Annotated in this window: 12 protein-coding genes; 8 read left to right on the forward strand and 4 right to left on the reverse strand. The window is 40.2% G+C overall.

Translation table 11 applies throughout. From position 1 onward, the window contains the following. Positions 1 to 2 precede the first annotated feature (2 nt). Positions 3 to 998, reverse strand: coding sequence for an SDR family NAD(P)-dependent oxidoreductase (locus tag DXN04_RS32125; RefSeq protein ID WP_116857527.1), 996 nt, complete (start codon positions 996 to 998; stop codon positions 3 to 5). Between the two features lie 997 nt (positions 999 to 1,995). On the opposite strand from DXN04_RS32125, the gene DXN04_RS32135 reads away from it, so the two are divergent. The 4 genes from DXN04_RS32135 (at position 1,996) to DXN04_RS32150 (ending at position 11,124) form a co-directional block, all read left to right on the forward strand. Next, on the forward strand, positions 1,996 to 6,297 hold the full coding sequence (locus DXN04_RS32135) for a DUF6443 domain-containing protein (protein ID WP_158569269.1): 4,302 nt from the start codon (positions 1,996 to 1,998) through the stop codon (positions 6,295 to 6,297). Between the two features lie 142 nt (positions 6,298 to 6,439). Further along, entirely contained in the window at positions 6,440 to 10,090 is a 3,651-nt protein-coding gene (locus tag DXN04_RS32140; protein WP_147320132.1) for an RHS repeat domain-containing protein, read from the forward strand. A gap of 210 nt (positions 10,091 to 10,300) precedes the next feature. After that, positions 10,301 to 10,663 carry a hypothetical protein gene (locus DXN04_RS32145; RefSeq protein ID WP_116857531.1) on the forward strand — a complete coding sequence of 121 codons (363 nt, stop codon included), beginning with the start codon at positions 10,301 to 10,303 and terminating at the stop codon, positions 10,661 to 10,663. A 101-nt stretch (positions 10,664 to 10,764) separates the two neighbouring features. Then, positions 10,765 to 11,124 carry a lipocalin family protein gene (locus tag DXN04_RS32150; RefSeq protein WP_147320133.1) on the forward strand — a complete coding sequence of 120 codons (360 nt, stop codon included), beginning with the start codon at positions 10,765 to 10,767 and terminating at the stop codon, positions 11,122 to 11,124. 225 nt (positions 11,125 to 11,349) lie between these two features. Here DXN04_RS32150 and DXN04_RS32155 read toward each other — a convergent pair whose 3' ends face one another. Further along, complete coding sequence (locus tag DXN04_RS32155) at positions 11,350 to 13,002, reverse strand: glycoside hydrolase family 43 protein (protein ID WP_199415187.1); 1,653 nt, start codon at positions 13,000 to 13,002, stop codon at positions 11,350 to 11,352. Positions 13,003 to 13,400: 398 nt separating this feature from the next. On the opposite strand from DXN04_RS32155, the gene DXN04_RS32160 reads away from it, so the two are divergent. Continuing rightward, positions 13,401 to 14,171, forward strand: a complete 771-nt coding sequence (locus tag DXN04_RS32160; protein ID WP_116857534.1) for an alpha/beta fold hydrolase — start codon at positions 13,401 to 13,403, stop codon at positions 14,169 to 14,171. Between the two features lie 250 nt (positions 14,172 to 14,421). Continuing rightward, positions 14,422 to 16,416: a beta-N-acetylhexosaminidase family protein gene (locus tag DXN04_RS32165; protein ID WP_116857535.1), complete on the forward strand. Its 1,995-nt coding sequence runs from the start codon at positions 14,422 to 14,424 to the stop codon at positions 16,414 to 16,416. 83 nt (positions 16,417 to 16,499) lie between these two features. Here DXN04_RS32165 and DXN04_RS32170 read toward each other — a convergent pair whose 3' ends face one another. Then, entirely contained in the window at positions 16,500 to 16,985 is a 486-nt protein-coding gene (locus tag DXN04_RS32170; RefSeq protein ID WP_116857536.1) for a hypothetical protein, read from the reverse strand. Between the two features lie 25 nt (positions 16,986 to 17,010). Next, positions 17,011 to 17,370, reverse strand: coding sequence for a MerR family transcriptional regulator (locus DXN04_RS32175; protein WP_116857537.1), 360 nt, complete (start codon positions 17,368 to 17,370; stop codon positions 17,011 to 17,013). Positions 17,371 to 17,472: 102 nt separating this feature from the next. Here DXN04_RS32175 and DXN04_RS32180 point away from each other — a divergent pair, with 102 nt between their 5' ends. Further along, a complete protein-coding gene (locus DXN04_RS32180; protein WP_116857538.1) occupies positions 17,473 to 18,345 on the forward strand; it encodes an alpha/beta fold hydrolase in 873 nt (290 codons plus the stop codon). Positions 18,346 to 18,408: 63 nt separating this feature from the next. Beyond that, positions 18,409 to 19,152, forward strand: coding sequence for a hypothetical protein (locus DXN04_RS32185; protein WP_116857539.1), 744 nt, complete (start codon positions 18,409 to 18,411; stop codon positions 19,150 to 19,152). The last annotated feature ends 71 nt before the right edge of the window (positions 19,153 to 19,223 follow it).

Below are 19,223 nucleotides of genomic sequence, written 5' to 3' on the forward strand. Positions count from 1 at the left end.
AATTAAATAATGCGGAAAGTAATGCCGGTCATTTCTTCGCTCAATGTCCATAAACGTTTGGCACTGGCTTTATCTAATGAGTAAGGATTTACGCCGGTTGGCATGGAAGGGTCGGCAGTCAGTTCGGCAACGTCTGCATCTTCGCAATACACCCCTCCTATATTGTTCAATAAAGGACTGGTGGCACACCAAACTGTCGTGGCTGCACCCTGAGGGATCGTTTTTAAAGAGGCGGCCACTTCTGGCAGAAGGTTGCCTTCCGCATCGCAAAAACCCATTTTTTGAAACAGTTCCAAGGGGGCTTCTCTTCCTAATTCAGTGCCGCCAATAGAACCTGGGTGCAATGAATATGCTCTTACATGATAGGCTTTGGCAAGATTGTCTAATTCAAGCGCAAATAAATTGGTGGCAGTTTTTGATTGGCCATATGCCTGTAGCGTCTCGTATTCCCGGTTGAGAAAATTAGGGTCCTCAAAATTGAAAGGAGCGAATTGATGTCCGTGTGAGGATACATTGATCACTCTTGCACCACCGGCTTTTTTGAGTGCATTCCAAAGCCGGGCGGTTAATTGAAATTGCGCTAAATAATTGGTGGCTAACTGTGATTCAATGCCACGGCTGTCTTTACGCAATGGTACCCACATAATACCGGCATTATTGATGAGTAGATGAAGGGGGCGGCCTGAAGCCAAAAACTTTTCGGCAAAAGCGTCGATAGATGCCGGATCCATCAGGTCCATGGGTTCAATTTCCACATTGGCAACAGATGCCAGGTTTTTCTTTGCTTTAGCTATATCTCTTGCAGGTACAATGACTGTTGCCCCGGCAGCAGCCAGCGTTTTTGTTGTTTCTAAACCAATACCGGTATTCCCTCCTGTTACAATGGCAATTTTTCCTGTAAGGTCAATGCCTTTGATTACGTCACTTGCTGTTGAAGTTGCGTTAAAGCCAGAACCTATTGAATGCTGTAATGCTCCGTTGTAATTTGTTTGTTCCATTTTTTTAATTTTTAATTATGTTTGATGGAACAAAAATAGCACAGTGGTTTTGGGGGTGCTTTGTTTAAACGTCCGAATATGCTTTGTTTAAAAGGCCAGCTACGGGCGAGGTAATATTATGTATTTTTTAAAAGTAAGGGGATCCTGCTTAAACTTCGAAAGTATCGGCCAATATATTTTAGATCTTTTATCAGCAAGTCCGAAAAAGTGTCGGCTCTCCCCGACTATAAAAAGAAATGCCTCTCTCAGGGTAGGTGCTCTTCCTTTGCAACTATGGTTTGTTTTAAGAAACGGGTTCTACCCGAGAACCGATCAAAAACTTTTAGAGCATAAATATGAATTCAGGACAGTTTGGCCTTTTCCGTGGGCTGCAAGCATTACAGAATGCGCAATGAAGGTCGCAGTGGGTTTAGGTAATATTCTTATTGAAAATGCCCTTTTTTTAATGATTTGATGTCATTATTTAAAATTATTCTAATTATTCAATTTAGCTTTCCTTACTTTTGTTTAGTGAATAGTTATATGTTGTTCTATAACTGTAAACCTATACCTCAATTACCCTGATAAGTTTATATGGTATTTGCAACGAATTGCTATGCAGCCCATTATAATTAGTACCATTGTTCAGGTGACGTTGAATTAACATTGTAGTAAACTTTCGCAAGACGAAACATATGAGCATTAAGTTGTGTTACCTGTCATTACCTATATCGGCTTCCATGAACCGAGTTGAAGAAATTTTCCAATCCAACTATTTACAGACACGTCTGATATCGTCGTTCCTTTTCTTTTGACGAATATTATGGTTAGTCACTTGCCTAAATGAATTCTAAAAATTACTTGTAGTATGAAACTCCTCTATACCATACTATTCTGTGCCATTATTACATCCCCTTTTTATGGATGGGCGCAAAATAACCCAAATAGTTCTACGCTTCCAGCAGCTACGCCGGTTACGAAACCAGGTGCTACAGCTAATGCAAACCAACCCAATTATGTGACTACCTGGGAGCCTAATATGCCGATCAGTGATACGATGAGTGTTGTTAGTAAGTCGCGGATAATCAGGGAAGTAAGGCAATCTACTACCTATTATGACGGATTGGGACGTGTAAAACAATCTGTTGCCAAAGGCTTGACATTTGGCGGCAGAGACCTTGTTTATCCTGTTGTATATGATGCATTTGGACGTCAACAATATATGTACATGTCTTATGCGCAAACAACAGATAATACCAATGATGGTAAATTTAAAACAGATCCTTTTGGTGCACAGGAGACATTCTTCAAGAATGCCAATCTAAATCCTGAGACAGCCAATGAAAGTATTTTCTACAGAAAGGTAGAATATGAATTATCTCCATTGGGTAAGATATTGAAAAATTATTCTCCGGGTAATAGCTGGAGTACACATGGTACTGAAACCAAACAGTTGGCAAATACAGCTGCTGATTCTGTTCGCATCTGGAATCTTATTAATGAAGTTCCGGTTAGCCCAGGTATATATGCTCCCGGGGAGTTATTAAAAGAGGTTTACATTGATGAGCAGCAGAATCAAACTGTTGTGTATAAAGACAAACAAGGTCAGCTTGTACTCAAAAAAGTACTGCAATCCACTATTAATACGGCCCATGCAGGATGGCTATGTACCTATTATGTGTACAATGATGCTGACATGCTTAGCTTTGTGATTCCTCCGGCTGCAACAAACTATACCATGATCAATAAGTGGAGTAACATTGCAGATGTAGCTAAGGAGCTGTGTTATCATTATGTATATGATGATCGCAATAGGCGGATCATAGAAGAAGTTCCGGGCAAAGGAGCATTATATAAGGTATTTGATCTTCGCGATCGGCTGGTTTTTACGCAGGATGCTGAACAGCGGACGAAATCTCCTATGGAATGGTATACTGTGTTATATGATGGGCAGAATCGAACCGTCATGACAGCAATCTATAAAAGTAATTCTACCAGAGAGGCTTTGCAGGCGGCCATGAATACAGCAACAGCTTCAACAACCATGTCTTATCAGTCACCACTTGATGCAAATCTTGCTTTATATTATGACGACGGAAGTGCAAATTATTACGCAACGCAATTAATTGAATTTTTACCTGGGTTTGAGTCGAATACCGGGACAGAATTTGGGGCTGAGATAGTATCTGGTACAGGAAATACAAACACTATGATGTCCTCCTATTCACTGCCGGGAATTGCGATGTCTGCATTGACTCCGCTGATATATATGTATTATGATGATTATAATTACCCTGGGGTACTCAAATTTAAAAGCGATGAATTCTCAAAGTTATCAGCGGCAGATACTCTTTACCCTGAAACATTTTCGGGTAATTATAGTACGCTTACAAAATATCTTCCTACAGGGATGAAAGTTCGTGTATTGGGTACAGATAAATGGCTGACTACGACTACCTATTATAATGATAAAGGAAGACCCATTCAGTTAGTCTCCGGTAACAGTGTTGGCGGAAAAGACATATTGACCATGCTGTATAGTTTTAACGGCAATTTACTGACCAGCTATTTGCGACATCAGCATCCTAAAAGCCCTACTTCCGAAACGAGGTTATTAACAACTAATTCTTATGATCATACAGGCAGGCTGGTGAGTATTAAAAAGCGGTTAAATGATGAATCAAGATTTGACCGTACTATCGCTACTTATAGTTATGATGAGTTAGGCCGAATAAATAAGAAACGTTTGGGTATTATCGGTAATGGACAACCTGTCGATTCATTATTGATGACTTATAATGTACGTGGCTGGTTGAAAAGTATTAATAAGGAATTTGTGCAGACAAATAGCAGTACGAAAAACTGGTTTGGGGAAGATCTTAGCTATGATTATGGTTTCAATGTGAATTATAACAATGGTAATATAGCAGGACAAAAATGGAAAAGCCGTTCAGATGGTATACCGCGGGCCTATGGTTATACTTATGATGCAACTGGCAGACTTGCTGGCGCGGATTTCTCCCAACAAGATGTAGCTGGTGCTGCATGGGGAGTAGCAAAAATGGATTTTTCTGTGAGTAACCTGGCATATGATGCAAATGGGGGGATGCAATCCATGATACAGCAAGGAATGAATGGTACTGCGAAAGAAACAATGGATAACCTTACCTATAAGTATTTTGATAACTCAAATAAACTGCGGACTGTAACGGATGCAAATACCAAATCCAGTACGACATTAGGTGATTTTATAAATGGAACTAATGGCGGCGATGATTATACTTATAATCTGAATGGTAATTTGACATCTGATGAGAACAGAAATATATCATCTATATCCTATAATTATCTAAACCTACCTGAGGTTATTACTGTAAAAGGAAAAGGTACTATTACCTATCAATATGATGCATTAGGTAATAAATTGCGTAAAACAGTTGTTGATAACAGTAATATCACGGCTGTAACGACAGTTACTGATTACGCAGGAGGATTCATATATCAGAATGACAGTCTGCAAACCGTAGAACATGAGGAAGGCAGAATACGGCCTTTATATATTACGAATAAGCCTGTTAGTTATGCATTTGATTATTTTGAGAAAGATCATCTGGGTAATATTCGTCTTGTGTTGACGGATCAACCGGATTCCAGTGTATATGCTGCTTCTATGGAAGTTGAAAATGCTGTGGTAGAAGCTGCTACTTTCAGTAATATTGAAGAGACGCGTGTAGCGGCACCGGCTGGATATTCCCCGGCAGATACAACAATAAACAATAAATATGTTGCTAAGCTGAATGGGAAAACGGAGGGGAATGAAAAGGGACCGGCTATTGTATTGCGTGTAATGGCGGGAGATACTGTGATGATAAAAGCAAATGCATTTTATAAATCTCAGGGTCCGACTGATAATTCTGATAAGACTCCCTCTTCAATGATAGCAGATGCTTTACAGTCTATTACTGGTAGTGTTGCAGCTGGTGGGGTGCACAGTGCAGCAGGGATAAATAATACTGACGTGGCTACTAACCTATCAAACAATGATTATCGTCAATTAAAAACAAAGGATACTGAAAATCCGGATATAAATCGTCCAAAGGCTTATCTGAATTATGTCTTGTTTGATGATCAGTTTAATATGGTTGATCAGAATAGTGGGATGAAGCAGGTACAGGCGATGCCGGACGAGGTACAGCAATTGGCCGTGGATAAAGCGGTGATGCAGAAAGCAGGTTTTTTGTATGTGTATACGGATAATGAAACTGCGCAGGATGTTTATTTTGACAATGTGCAGGTGATGGTGTTGAACGGGCCAGTATTGGAGGAGACCCATTATTATCCATTTGGTTTGACCATGGAGGCTATTTCTTATAATGCCCTGAAGGGGATGAGGTATGCGGAGAATAAGTTTAAGTTCAATGGTATTGAGTCAAATCGGGATTTGGGGTTGAATCAGTATGATGCGTTTTATCGGAATTATGATCCGCAAATTGGGAGGTGGATGCAGGTAGATCCTAAGCCAAATGAAAGTACTAGTTCATATTCAGGTATGGCGAATAATCCGGTATTACTAAGTGATTTTTTGGGAGATACTACTATTGTGGGTCTTTTGAGTTTACCTGAGACTGTCGTATATGCCAGGATACATCAAAACGTAGCGCAGCTGCGTGACCAGTTAATCAATCATTGGGCCACGTTATCAGGGCTTAATTTGACATGGGATAGTAAAACTAGTCGAATTGTAAATCAGGGAATCAGAACTAATAGAAATATAAGTATGCAGGCGCGTAAGGATATAATGGATGCAGTAGATGGACCTGGGAAAATTTATATTGGTTTTACAGAAGGGCAGACAGGAACTATAATTCCAGATTGGAAAGAGGTAATAGATCCAATGGTAAATGTTATAGTTCTCAATCCTCAGGAAATTGAAGATATGGTAAATGGTACTTCACCAGATTTAGACCCGATGACATTTGGCATTGGGATGACTGCTTTGCATGAATTAGGCCATACCTTTTTATATGGAAAGTTTGTGCATGCCAATATAACTAAGACGGAATTTAATCATTTGGATCAAGTAGATGTCAGGATGAATATAATAAGAGCAGAGTTAGGTAAGAAATTTGGAACGCGGACTTCTTACGCTTCTATAACATTCGGAACAAAATCATATTTGCCTATGTCTCAAAGCGCATTGGAAATTTTGAAAGCGGCGATTAGGGACGAGAAAGTAAATGCTAAATGGCCTTACTCTAAACAATTGGTATTGCCTTCAAAAGGAGTGATAATATTTCCAGAACATCAACCCATAAAATAATAAATGGGTAAAATATCTAATCATAATAGTTTTATTTTATGAATAGTTATTATATAACCTTTACGAAAAAAAGATAACTAACCGTTTGCTTTTATTCTGCCTAATCAAAAAAATACATTGTATCCATATAAATACCTATGTGATGAAGAAGAATAGTATTTTGTTTCTACTAATTGCCATATTTTCTTTTCCACTATTGTCAATTAGTCAGACAATAAAAACAAGAGTTGACGCTAAAACACCGGAAGTCGCTGCATTTAACCGGTTCATAGAAACCCCTGTGTCCTACTTCACAGGTGTTCCATCTATCAGTATTCCCTTATATGAAATAAGCATAAACGGAGTTTCGATACCCATCACACTAGACTATCATGCCGGTGGTATACGCGTAGACCAGGATGCTACCTGGGTGGGGCTGGGATGGAGCCTGAATTATGGAGGAGAGATCTCCCGTACAGTAAGGGGCGCAATTGCTGATGAGAAAAGTTTCTTTTTAGATTCAACTATCAAACGTTTTCTGGCAATGCCGGATGCTGCTAAGGATCCATATCTTATCCAAAGAGGCTCTTTCATGTGGTACGCGAAGCACCCGGCAAATAATACGAATGATTTGATGCCTGATGAATTCTATTATAACTTTTTAGGTTTTTCCGGAAGATATATGTACAATCAGAGCAATAAAAAATTTGTATTATTCCCTAAGGAGGACATTAGTATAAAATATCAGCTCAAGAATACAACTCAAATTGATTACTGGACTTTACAATTACCAGATGGAATTAAGGGTACATTTAGAAGAGGTACAGAAAGTTCCATTGGAGGGCCAAATTCTTATGCTGATAATAGCTGGGTACCTACCAGAATAGATAACCAATATAATGATAGTATTACTTTTTCATATGATACATTGCCTGCCTATACAATAGATAAAGTCTTTAATGAAACCTTCTCCTACTATAGTCTGGTGGGCTCTCCAGGTTTTGCGATCAGTTCAGGCACCTGTTACTATCATGAAAATATATTAAAACAGATAAAATTTAAAGATGGTAAGGTTGACTTTTATACTACAACACGTATAGACATGCCCAATAAGGCGTTAAGCAAAGTTGTGGTATCTGATAATCAGGGGAAAGTCATTCAAACGATTATTTTTAACTATAGTTATTTTACGGCAGATGCATATAAGTCTGTTAATTATAACTGGCCGGTAGCTACATCTGATTATGCGAACAAAAGATTGAAGCTGGATTCTTTGAATATATATGGAAGTGGCCCTGAGAAAATTAATACTTACAAGTTTGATTACTATACTTTTAGCCAGATGCCGTCCAAATTCTCTGCAGCACAGGATCATTGGGGATTCTTTAATGCGATTCAGAATACAACAATAGTTCCCAATATTTCACCCGATTATTATGCAGGAGGAGATCGTAGGGTAAAAGGAGATACGAGTAAAGTTTTTTCACTAAAGAGTATTACTTTCCCGGAAGGTGGCAAAACCGAGTATATTTATGAAGGGAACAATATAGCTAAAGGATATGGACAAAATAATGTTCCTTGGGCACTGGAATCTACTTACCAGGATGATAACTTCACGGATAAAACAGTATCAATCAGTATCTCCGGTTACGATAGAAATAATTTTGTTCCAGCTCCGGATTCTACAACGGGCATAGTTGGAGAGCGATATTATAAAAAATATTTTACTGTTCCTGAAGGTAGTTTTTATCAATTGGCATATGATTTTGTGTCTTCTACTAACATAGGCCAGACAACTGTCGATAAGAACCTTGCTATTAGTTGTAATTCAGCCAATGTAAACTTTGATCTGTACCAGTTAAATGATGATGGTAGCATAAACCGGAGAATGACAAGCCATACGGCCGTTGATTGTAACTCAGGTGTGCGAACACCTTCCACCAACCAATTTGTAAAAATGGCGGCCGGAAAATATCTTATGCAAATCAGGATTCTATCAAATGTTACTGGCACTGCGCTTAATCAGCCACACAGTACATTTTTTCAGGTCAAATGGAGAGAACCGGATCCTAATGGACATAAATTGAATATCGGTGGTATCAGGGTAAAGCAGATCAACACTTATGATATGGATGGGACGCTTGCTTTACAAAAGCAATATGATTATACTGATCCTAATACAAAAGTTACTTCCGGACAAATATTATCTATGCCGCTTTACGTCAAACCTATGATCAGAATGATATCTGACGGTACAATGGGATTTGGCCTGCAATTTGGCTCTACCTCTAAACTACCATTGGAATCTACATCTGGCTCTTATGCGGGATATAGGGTTGTGACGGAAAATGCAATAGGTAAGGCAGGCGATACGTTAAAAACAAGGTATAATTATAATTTTAGTCCTTCACTTTTTAGTGAATTTTATGCCGGTACAGATCTTTGGCAATATGAAGCTAAAGAATGGACAAGAGGTAAATTGACCTCAAAAGAATATCTGAAAGGAAATAATGTAGTTGCTAAAGAAGAATATGCCTATAATTTCTACTCTCCTCATTTGAATGGAGATAGTTATGAAGATACTGTCAGGGAGATTAATACAGAATTTATCAGCTTATTCAATGTGCATTATAGGGTTGTTGGTGATGAAATAGTAGATTTCTATGATGCTATCCCAACTTCTACAGGATATTATGCAGGATATTTTTATGGTGAGTCTGATTATTATGTATATGGGAGTCCAGGTAGTGGTTTAAACTATTATCAAGTCAAACTTCCTTTGTTTTATCGCCTCACCGGGTTCGATAAAATACAATCAAAAAAAGTAACGACATATGATGATAATGGTAATAGTATCATTCAGACTGATAACTATTATTACGATAAAACACCAAATCATTACCAGCTGACACGTACTGAGACAATGGATAGTAAGCAAAACTTATTGAAAACTGTGTATAAATATCCTTTGGATAAATCAACGCTCTCTGGTACTACTGCAAATTCATCGAGGGCAATTGATAGTTTGATGACAAGAGATATCAAGAGTGTTGTACTCGAAACGGAAAATTCTAAAGCTGGAGTATTACTTGATCGTACGCGGAATGATTATAGGGTGTGGCCAGTAGGCAATATAATTCTGCCGGAATTTATTCAATTCCAGAGAGGATCAACGGCGATGACTCCGCAATGGCAGGCGTTCAGTTATGATAGCTCTGGTAATTTACTGGAACAGGGTAATTACAATGATATGCATAACGCATATATCTGGAATTATAATCGTACCACTCCCATAGCTATTGTGAATAATGCTGGTGTTGCTGATGTTGCTTATTCCAGTTTTGAGGATGCCGGTACAGGCAACTGGACGGTTCCTTCTACTGGTGTAAGTGTAACTGGTGGAATTACTGGTGGTAAATCCTGGACAATTAGTGGGAGTATAACAAAGAGTGGGTTGACAGCGGCTTCGACTTATATTGTTTCGTATTGGAGTAAAACAGGTTCAGCTACAGTTAATGGAGTGACTGCTTCTTCTTCTTTTAGTAAAAAAGGATGGAATTATTTTGAGCATAAAGTGACAGGTGTGACATCTATAACTGTTACAGGTAGCGTTACTATTGATGAGTTGAGGCTATATCCTGCTGATGCGAAAATGACTACTAATACCTATAATCCGCTGGTAGGGATTACCAGTCAGTGTGATCCTGCAAATCGTATAGCATATTATGAATATGATGGAATAGGTCGGTTGAAAGTTGTGAGAGATATGGATGGTAATGTGCTAAGAGTGCATGATTACCAGTATAAAAACTAGTTTCAAATTATCTCAAAAAACAAACGCTTCCAAGAAATCAGGAAGCGTTTGTTTTTTCAACTCATTTCATAAATGTCATTTAGATTTTCTAAGATCTTTATAGCATGTCAAATAGTTACAACTTAACTGATGGGTATGATGCAAAGAGATTGTGGCAAATGTGAAGATATTAATATGATTTTAGTAACTTAAAGTTCTAATTGAAATTGTATGATAAAATCTTTGGCCCTTTTAGCATTGTTCTCATATTTTCAGTTAAGTATAGTAGGAACTTATATCCAGGAAAAAGGAGACGGCCGTACAGATGGCGATAGTCAGGACTGGACGTTGACATTAACCGAGTCTGGAAAATTTAAATATCATTTTCACAGTTTCTCGCGTCTGACTAATTACAACTATCATACAGAAGGTCAATGGACTTTGAGGAACGATACGTTAATGCTGGCAGCATCAAAGGATGCGTTCTTTGTGAAATTTGTTGCGAAAAATGATAAGTTGATACCTATTCAAAGTATTGTTTTTCAGAATAAAAATTTACATAATGTGGATACACTGAGACGGATAAATCAATAAAAGCCTTTATTGTACTCTTCCTGCAGGATCATTGTACTAATAAACAATAAATGTCTTACTTTTTAGCAGATAAGAGTAGGAAAGAATCGCTGGGCTGAAATATGATAAAATATTTGATACTTTTAGCTTTGTTCCCATTTTACCAGTTTGGCATATTAGGAACTTATGTCGGGAAATCAGGCAATAGTGGCATGGATGGAGCATCGAAGGAATGGAAACTAATCTTAAACGATAATGGCAGGTTTGAATATAATATTCATTGGTTTTATAGCATGAATTCTTATGAACATACAATGTCAGGCAGTTGGACCTTAAATAATGATACTTTGACTTTGAAATCATTTGAGTATCCTTTTATTCTGAATTTTGTTGTTGTAAAAGCGAATAAATTGGTACCGATACCAGAAAAATTGCTTAGTCATGGAAGTGCCTATAATTTAGATACCTTGGTAAAGAAATAGTAGAGTACCTTCAGCGAGCAATTCCTGACGACTTTTATGCCAATAAGCAATACTTATCTTATAAGTCATTTTTTATCTTCTAGTTTAATATTCACTTTCCACTCCCTTTTACTGATCGTATAGAGGTGGCATTGACAACAGAATTGTTCAATTTGGGTTAAATCTGCTATAAAACAAGTTCGAAAAGTGCCGGGGCTCCCCAATCATAAAAGAAATGGGATCATTTCATTGCTCAAAATTATACCTAAACCAATCAATATCTACGTAACCCTTTTCCTCCTTTATGTTGAAATTAAAGACCCCAATGCGATCGCCCCGGTAACTCCCCCAGGTCAATTGATAAATATCCGCTAAAGGTTGATAATGCTTTCCATCTATACTAAACGCATATCGGTTTACGCCATTCGCATCCCATGTAGAACGGAGCCAGATATATCTTCCATTTATCCTGGTACCTAAGGAATCTTTTCCATTTACCTCATAGATCAAATGACGGATGCCATTCTCCTGCCTGACACCTAATAAGCTGGCACTTGTCGTCGAAAAATGTGTTAATCCGGCAAATTGGCCATCAGCCATATGACTAATGTCTATTATTACCGTTGCCATATTCGAAGACGTGCGCATACTACGTTGGGTCAATGTATTCCCTGCCTTCAAAATCATGCTTTTTTCATTGTTTAATTCAGTGGGCATAAATGAATAAAGCCGGAGAAATCCTTTTCGTTCTGTTAAGGACCATTTATCACTCCTGGGCTGGTAGTTCCATTCCCATTGAACATTGAGCTTGTTTGTATTGAATTCATCACTGGTTTGAATGGTCAGTTTTCTTTTATATGATATGGGTTTTACTCCTTTCCAAACCATGCGACCAATTGTATCAGCACCCACTTCGCCAACAATGGGCCATCCATTTATCCACTGAACAGGCAAGAGACTGGCGGCACGTCCTTCCCAATCTCCTGTACCATGATGGGTGAAGAAATACCACTCACCAGAAGGTAGTTGCAATAAACCTCCCTGGTTAGGTTCTTTATCCAGTTTTTGATCTACATGGTTCAACTGTTTAATTTCCCAGGGACCGTACAGGCTTTTTGAACGTTCCATCATCATGACACGCCCTTCCGGTTTCACCTCGCTAAAATAGTGGTAATAAAGTCCGTTGATCTTATAAAGCTTATTTGCTTCACTTCCGTCAGACTGGTGGATGATGGAGTCTGATTCCATGATAAGCCCTTTGCCGTCGGGTGTCATTTTGAATAAATGGATATTATACTTTTTGTTGTTCTTTGGATCCGTCTCAAACCTGGTCGCAATGAAATAGAGTTGGCCGTCATCATCACAAAAGGAACAGCAATCATCCCATCCGCTCACCTTCCATAATTGTTGAACAGGTTCCCATGGTCCTGCAGGATTGGTGGCAGTACTCATAAAGAAGCCATCATCAGGCGTACCAAAATATACCCAGAACTTATTCTTATAATACCTTACAGAGCCGGCCCAAATTCCTTTTCCATAACAATTCATCCTGTCCCAGTTCAAATTCGGGCTTATGCGAACGAGGTCACCAACTACATGACTGATAATTTCCCAGTTGACAAGATCTTTGGAATGGAGTACTACCATGCCAGGCGAGAATTGCATAGTAGATGATATGGCATAATAATCACCCCCTACCCGGATACAGTCCAAATCGCTATAATCCGCCGGTAAAACTGGATTGCGGTAGGTGCCATTGTCCTGATCTCCCCAGGTTTTATTTCCTGGAGGATGCTCCTGCCCCTTTACACATGTCAGTGTAGTAATAAGGACAAGTAGCGTGAAATATAGCTTGTACAATTTATGGGAGATCATTGTTTTTATGTGTAGCGTGTTCATATACAATATAGTAACAATTTGTCAGCGTATGTCCTTTGGATAGATTTTTTTATTTGTGTGGAAATTTTCAATCGGCGGGTTCGGAATGTGTAGGATCAGCCCTTACGAAATCAAAAAGCGCCTTCAAATCTATGATTGGAAGGCGCTTTTTGATTCAGGAATGCCTTGCCATTCTTATTATTATCTTCGCGCATCAATCATCTGATCGTTGCCCCTTTATTTTTTTAGTGAATCTTTTTGAGAACTGGTATTATACTTGCCATCGGTTTTATCCACCCGCTGGTTTTCGGGGAACTATTTCAATAAAAAGGATGTTAATCATCTGGATGAATAGCTACTCCAGCAGGTAATGGTATATGCTTATTTGTAGGATAATATCGCAAACTACTATATTAAAAATGCCTGTCAGGCAAGAAGGAAGTAAAATTATGGCGCACAGTGTGAAAGTGATTTTTGGGTTTTTATTGATGTTCAGTAGCCTGTTGGCGGGGGCTCAAACGCAGAACGATACTGGAAAACATGAACCTAAAACTATTTATCTTTTTAGTGGTATAGGGGCAGACTCGAGTATATTTATGAACCTGGACCTGCCAGGTTATCACAAAATTTACATAAACTGGATTCCTGCTTTGCCATCTGAATCTATTGCCCAATATGCGGCGAGGATAAAGAGTCAGATCACTGTTGAAAACCCGGATATTATCGGACTTTCGTTTGGTGGTATCGTGGCTGTGGAAGTGGCTAAGCTGATAAAGGTGGACAAGATGGTATTGATTTCTTCCGTGAAGACAAAGAATGAACTGAACCGGGTGCAGTTTTTCTGGATGAAACTGGGCTTGTACCGGATCATTCCTGGTGCGTTGATTCAGCGTACTAATTTTCTTACCTATAAGTATTTTGGTACCCGGTCGCCAAATGATAAAGTGTTGTTGACAAATTTGTTAAAGGATACAGATGTATCATTTTTCCGTTGGGCATTGAAGAGCATTGCTTATTGGGATAATAGGGTGCCGCCGGAGAGGACGATCCAGATAAACGGGACGGCTGATAGGGTGATCACCAGCAGGCTTGTGCATCCTGATTATCGTATTAAAGGGGGAGGGCATTTGATGGTTTTTAACCAGGCAGATACGATTAGTGCGATTATCAGGAATTACCTGGGTCATTGAGCTATTGGCACAATAGCTCAATGAATAAATTGCCTGAGGACTTGCTTTTTAATGGAGTTGCTAACTATTAATTGATGCGGTATTTTAATTTTTTATTTTTTGAGAAGCTATTATTGCCGCAATCATTGAAAAGATGAGACCAGGAATAAATAAGCTACCTGAAAATAATCTGAATAACATATTTCTCCCGTTTTTTCCTTCTCCAGTTATTATCTTTCCACCTTTATAGGTCTCAAAACACGAAAGAGGAATGAAAATGTTATTCACCTGTTTAACCGTTGTGCTATTCAGCTCCGGCGCTGCTTTCGCTCAAACGGTTCAACATTCACCACAAACCAGTCAGGCATTTGCGCAACCAGCTACCTTACCTGCCATCTTCCCTACGCCCGTATCTATCGAACCTGGAAAGGGTGCATTCTCATTGGGAAAATCGGTGATCCTCATCACGGCTCCGGGCACTGATACTTCTACTACCACCCTGGTTCGCAGCATATTAGCAGCAGCAGGAGTAGAAAATGTGATTACTGCAAAGCAACTGCCACAGGTGCTTGACGGTCCTTACATCCTTTTGGGTACTGGCGACGCGGCTATTGTTCGTTCTGCTCTTGCTAAGAGCGGTGCTGTCCTGGATAGTAATGCGGAAGGCTACACGATTGCCTGTAGTGTAATTGGCAACGGCGCTTTGATTACCCTGGCTGGTCACGATGCAGATGGTTTGTTTCATGCTGCCCAGACTTTCCGCCAGTTAGCGCAGCGGGCTATCATACCTGCCCTGGTGATAAAGGATCATCCATCTATGCCTATTCGTGGTACAATTGAAGGATTTTATGGCAAGCCATGGTCAATGGCTGATCGCGCAAAGCACCTTGACTTCCTGGCTACCATCAAGGCAAATACTTATGTTTATAGTCCGAAAGATGATCCATATGCCAGGGATCGCTGGCGGGATGCTTATCCTGCGGCAACGCTGGCTGAGTTGGGTAAACTGGCGGCGAATGCCAGCAGGAATCATATCAATTTCGTATATGCGATCTCTCCTGGCCCTACTGTCTGTTTTTCAGATACGAGTGATCTGCAGGCGCTGGTTCGTAAGTTCAATGCCCTGCGCAGTATTGGCGTTCATAGCTTCTATGTCGCCCTCGATGATATTGAATATACCAAATGGAATTGTGACCTGGACAAGGTGACCTTTGGTCCATCAGGTGCTGAAGCGGCAGGTATTGCACAGGCGAAATTGCTGAATGCTTTGCAGGCTGGTATCAGGAAGGTGGATCCAAATGCACCTAACCTGATTATGGTGCCGACTGAATATTATGATGCCAAAGAAACGCCCTATAAAGCTGCGTTGCGGAAAAATCTGGATTCACAGGTAGTCGTGCAGTGGACGGGTACTGATGTGGTGCCTCCTGCGATCTCTGTAAATGATGCGAAAGCGGCCATGAAGGCGTTCGGTCGTAAGACGCTCTTATGGGATAACTACCCTGTGAATGACTATGGAGAATCTGTAGGCCGCCTGTTGCTGGCACCTTATGTAAAGCGAGAAGCTGGTTTGTCTGCAGAGCTGGCGGGTATCCTGTCTAATCCAATGAACCAGGAAGCACCGAGCCGTGTGGCGGTTACTGGTGTGGTGGCGTTTTCATGGAATGATAAGGGATATGATGCAGAGAGAACCTGGATTTTTGCTGCAAGAGAACTGGCTGGTGGTGATGAGCAAACCATTGCCGCACTGCTCACCTTCTTCGATACACAGCACCTGGCACCGACTTTTGGTAGTCAGCCATGGCAGGTGCAGGCACCTAAGCTGAAGGCAATGCTGGATGGCGTGCGTGATGCAATTGCTAATGGAGATGGGCTTAGACGGCATCAGGCGATTGCAGAGCTGACTCAAGGTGCAGCAGCGTTTGCAAGTGCTCCTGATATAATCAGGGCGGGAGTTGCGGATACTTCTTTTGCGCAGGATGCGCGTCCATGGTTAGATGCAATGCAGTTATGGGGAAGAGCTCTTCAGCTCACGGCCGCGGGCCTGGATGCTGCAGATCGGGGAAGTAATGCTGCGGGTCGTTATTTTGCAAATGCGAAGAAGTTGGCGGCGGAAGCTGCTGCTATGCAGACGATTCCCGGGGCTACGCGTTTTGGTGGAGCGATTAAGATTGCGGATAGTGTGCTGGATGAGTTTGTGGCAAGTGCACCGAAGTTGATTGCGTTTAATGCAGTGGAAGGTGTAGGGGCAGGTGCCGGAAAATAATCAGCGTTACATTTATAAATTTGTTGGTTTATTTTGACAAAAAGGAGATCAGGTTATTGATCTCCTTTTTTAAATCTACTGGTTTACTTTTTTGTGGGATCTATCATCCCCTGCTTTAATTTTATAACAATTATTGCCGGCATCGGCTCTCTCTCCACACTTCCCTCCGCCTGCTTTACAATGTTTATCGAGTCAATACCATTCACCTCAATCCGTACATTCGTTGTGTCAGTGATGTAATTATCATTGATCATATAGCGAACAGTATCCCCGGCACTTAGCTTTGTCCTGATTGCTCCTAACGAAGTCAGTGGATGATGGGCTTTTCTGGTGATAAGGATCGCTGATTTGTTTGTACTGTATATTTCTGCATCCCTGCTTTTGACGGCTTTTATCTCAAGAATATTGTCTGATGCAAGGTATGTCTTCGACATATCGATTTCAATACTATCCAGGTAGAATTTATCCATGGAAACAAAAAACGTGGGCGAAACATGGACTGTATCTGCCAGCTGTGCATATAGCGTCTTGCTCAATAACAGTATACCCAGGAGAAATGTAATTCGCATACTGAATAATTGCATTGTATTGTTATTACCTCGCGGCTATATTCTTAATACAAGTCATAATCTGTCGCTTCATGGCCTTCAGCTCCTGGATCTTTTCCTCTATCTGCACCAATTTTAGCTCTAATACATCCATCTGTGCCTTCCTGCTAATCTTCTTTAAATACCAGGCATCTATTACCTCCTTGATTTCACTCAACGTAAATCCAACTGCTTTCGCCATCTGGATAAATCTCAGTTTTTCTACCACATCATCTCCATAATACAGATAGTTATTAGTAGTTACTCCCGGCTTCTTCTCCCCTTTTATAAGGCCTGACTTCTCATAAAAACGTATCGTAGCTATCGGTATGCCTGTCTCTTTTGAAAGTTGATTGATCAGTTTCATTATGAAAATAAATATATAAAGTATGTAGTATACTTCATACTTTTCAATGCCAAATGTAATATTTAAGTTTGGCTTATAAAGAGAATTATCAAAACGGATGATATGGATTTAGTAGAAAATTTACCAGGATTTACGAGCAATTATATTCATACTAACGGGATTCGTTTACATTATATCGCAGGCGGACAGGGTGAGCCATTCATCCTGATTCCAGGATGGCCTGAAACCTGGTGGGCCTATCATAAAGTGATGCCGCTGCTGTCATCGCAATATAGGGTAATCGCTGTGGATATACGTGGAATGGGTAATTCAGAGAAGCCATCAGGTGGTTATGATAAGAAAAACATGGCAAAGGATCTTTATGGTTTAGTGCAAAACTTGAACCTTGGTAAAGTAAAAATCTGTGGGCATGATATCGGTGCGCATGTTGCATTTAGCTTTGCTGCGAATTATCCTGAACTGACTGAAAAATTGATCATGCTGGATACGCCTCATCCGGATGAAAGCATGTACCAGTTACCTATGTTGCCGATTCCTGGTTTGGATTATACTTATCCCTGGTGGCTGGCATTTAACCAGGTCAAAGCGCTGCCGGAGGTATTATTAGGGGGAAGAATGCACCTGGTGATTGACTGGATTTTTAAATCACTGCTGAAGAATCCTGATAGCGTTAGCGAATTTGATAGAACTGTATATAGTCAGGCTTATGACAGTGCAGATGGTATCCGTGCATCTAATGCCTGGTACCAGTCATTTACACAGGATATACAGGATATGAAATTATACGAACAGATCCATCTTCCTGTGTTGGGCATTGCGGGTGCCGGCAGTTATGAAATGCTGAAAGCTGCTCTGACAAAATCAGCAAAGCATGTAAGCATGGAAAAGGTGGATGATAGCGGACATTTTATCCTTGCCGAAAAACCGGTGGAGGTGGCAGAAATGATGATGCGGTTTTTGGAGAGGGAGGCCTGATAATGCTGCCCGTCAATTCACCCGATTTCGTTAAATTTGATACATACTAATTAATTCAATGCAATGGCAAATTGGGCATTCGAAATAGATATAGCTGACAATTTCATTGTTGGGTTAACAGAGACACTGGTAGATAAAGGGTTTAGAATCTGGTGTTTCTACAATGACGGTCAACCCCTGTATGTATTTAGTTCTGCGTATTTGTCGGCCACACCGGATTCTCAGGCGTATGAACAGGCCCGTCAGTTAGTGAAGTTTATTGATGGCGTGTCGTACCTGTTGTTTGAAGATAAAGACAAGGTCAACAAAATTACTTTAACGGCGGTGATTGATGTGAATACATTTAGAATGGCCACTGTGCAGCGGGCCGGGGATGTCCAGGCTGAGATTGATTTTTCTGTCTACCGGCCACTTATTGAGGAAGATGAACATCCGGCGGCACATTTGCTGAAGCTGGTACCTGGAGATGTGTTTATAAAAGACCTTTTATTAGCACTTAGTCAGGGAATGGACTATAAAAGTTTGCAAAAGGCCTATCATCATATCACTGCATTTCTGACTGAAAAGGGAGATGATTTGATCTTGTCGGGTTTTTCAACAACAATATTGGAGCGTTTTTCGCAGACTGTCGCCGCCCGTAAAAGCAGGGAGTATGAGGATGCAATGCCTTTAAAAGAAGCGCAGGAATTGGTATCTGAATTAGCGCTTATGGTACTGGCGAGATATTACCGCATCAATCTGAAACCTTTTATTATTAAAGAGCGGAGTGGCGTGAGTGATGATTGGTATGATACTTTATATGATTGAAATGTTTATAGAAAGAGGTTGTATCAAAAGTAACATTTCCCGGAATTAATCCGGAGACATGATGATGGGAA

Source organism: Chitinophaga silvisoli (genome assembly GCF_003412465.1).
Lineage (GTDB): Bacteria > Bacteroidota > Bacteroidia > Chitinophagales > Chitinophagaceae > Chitinophaga > Chitinophaga silvisoli.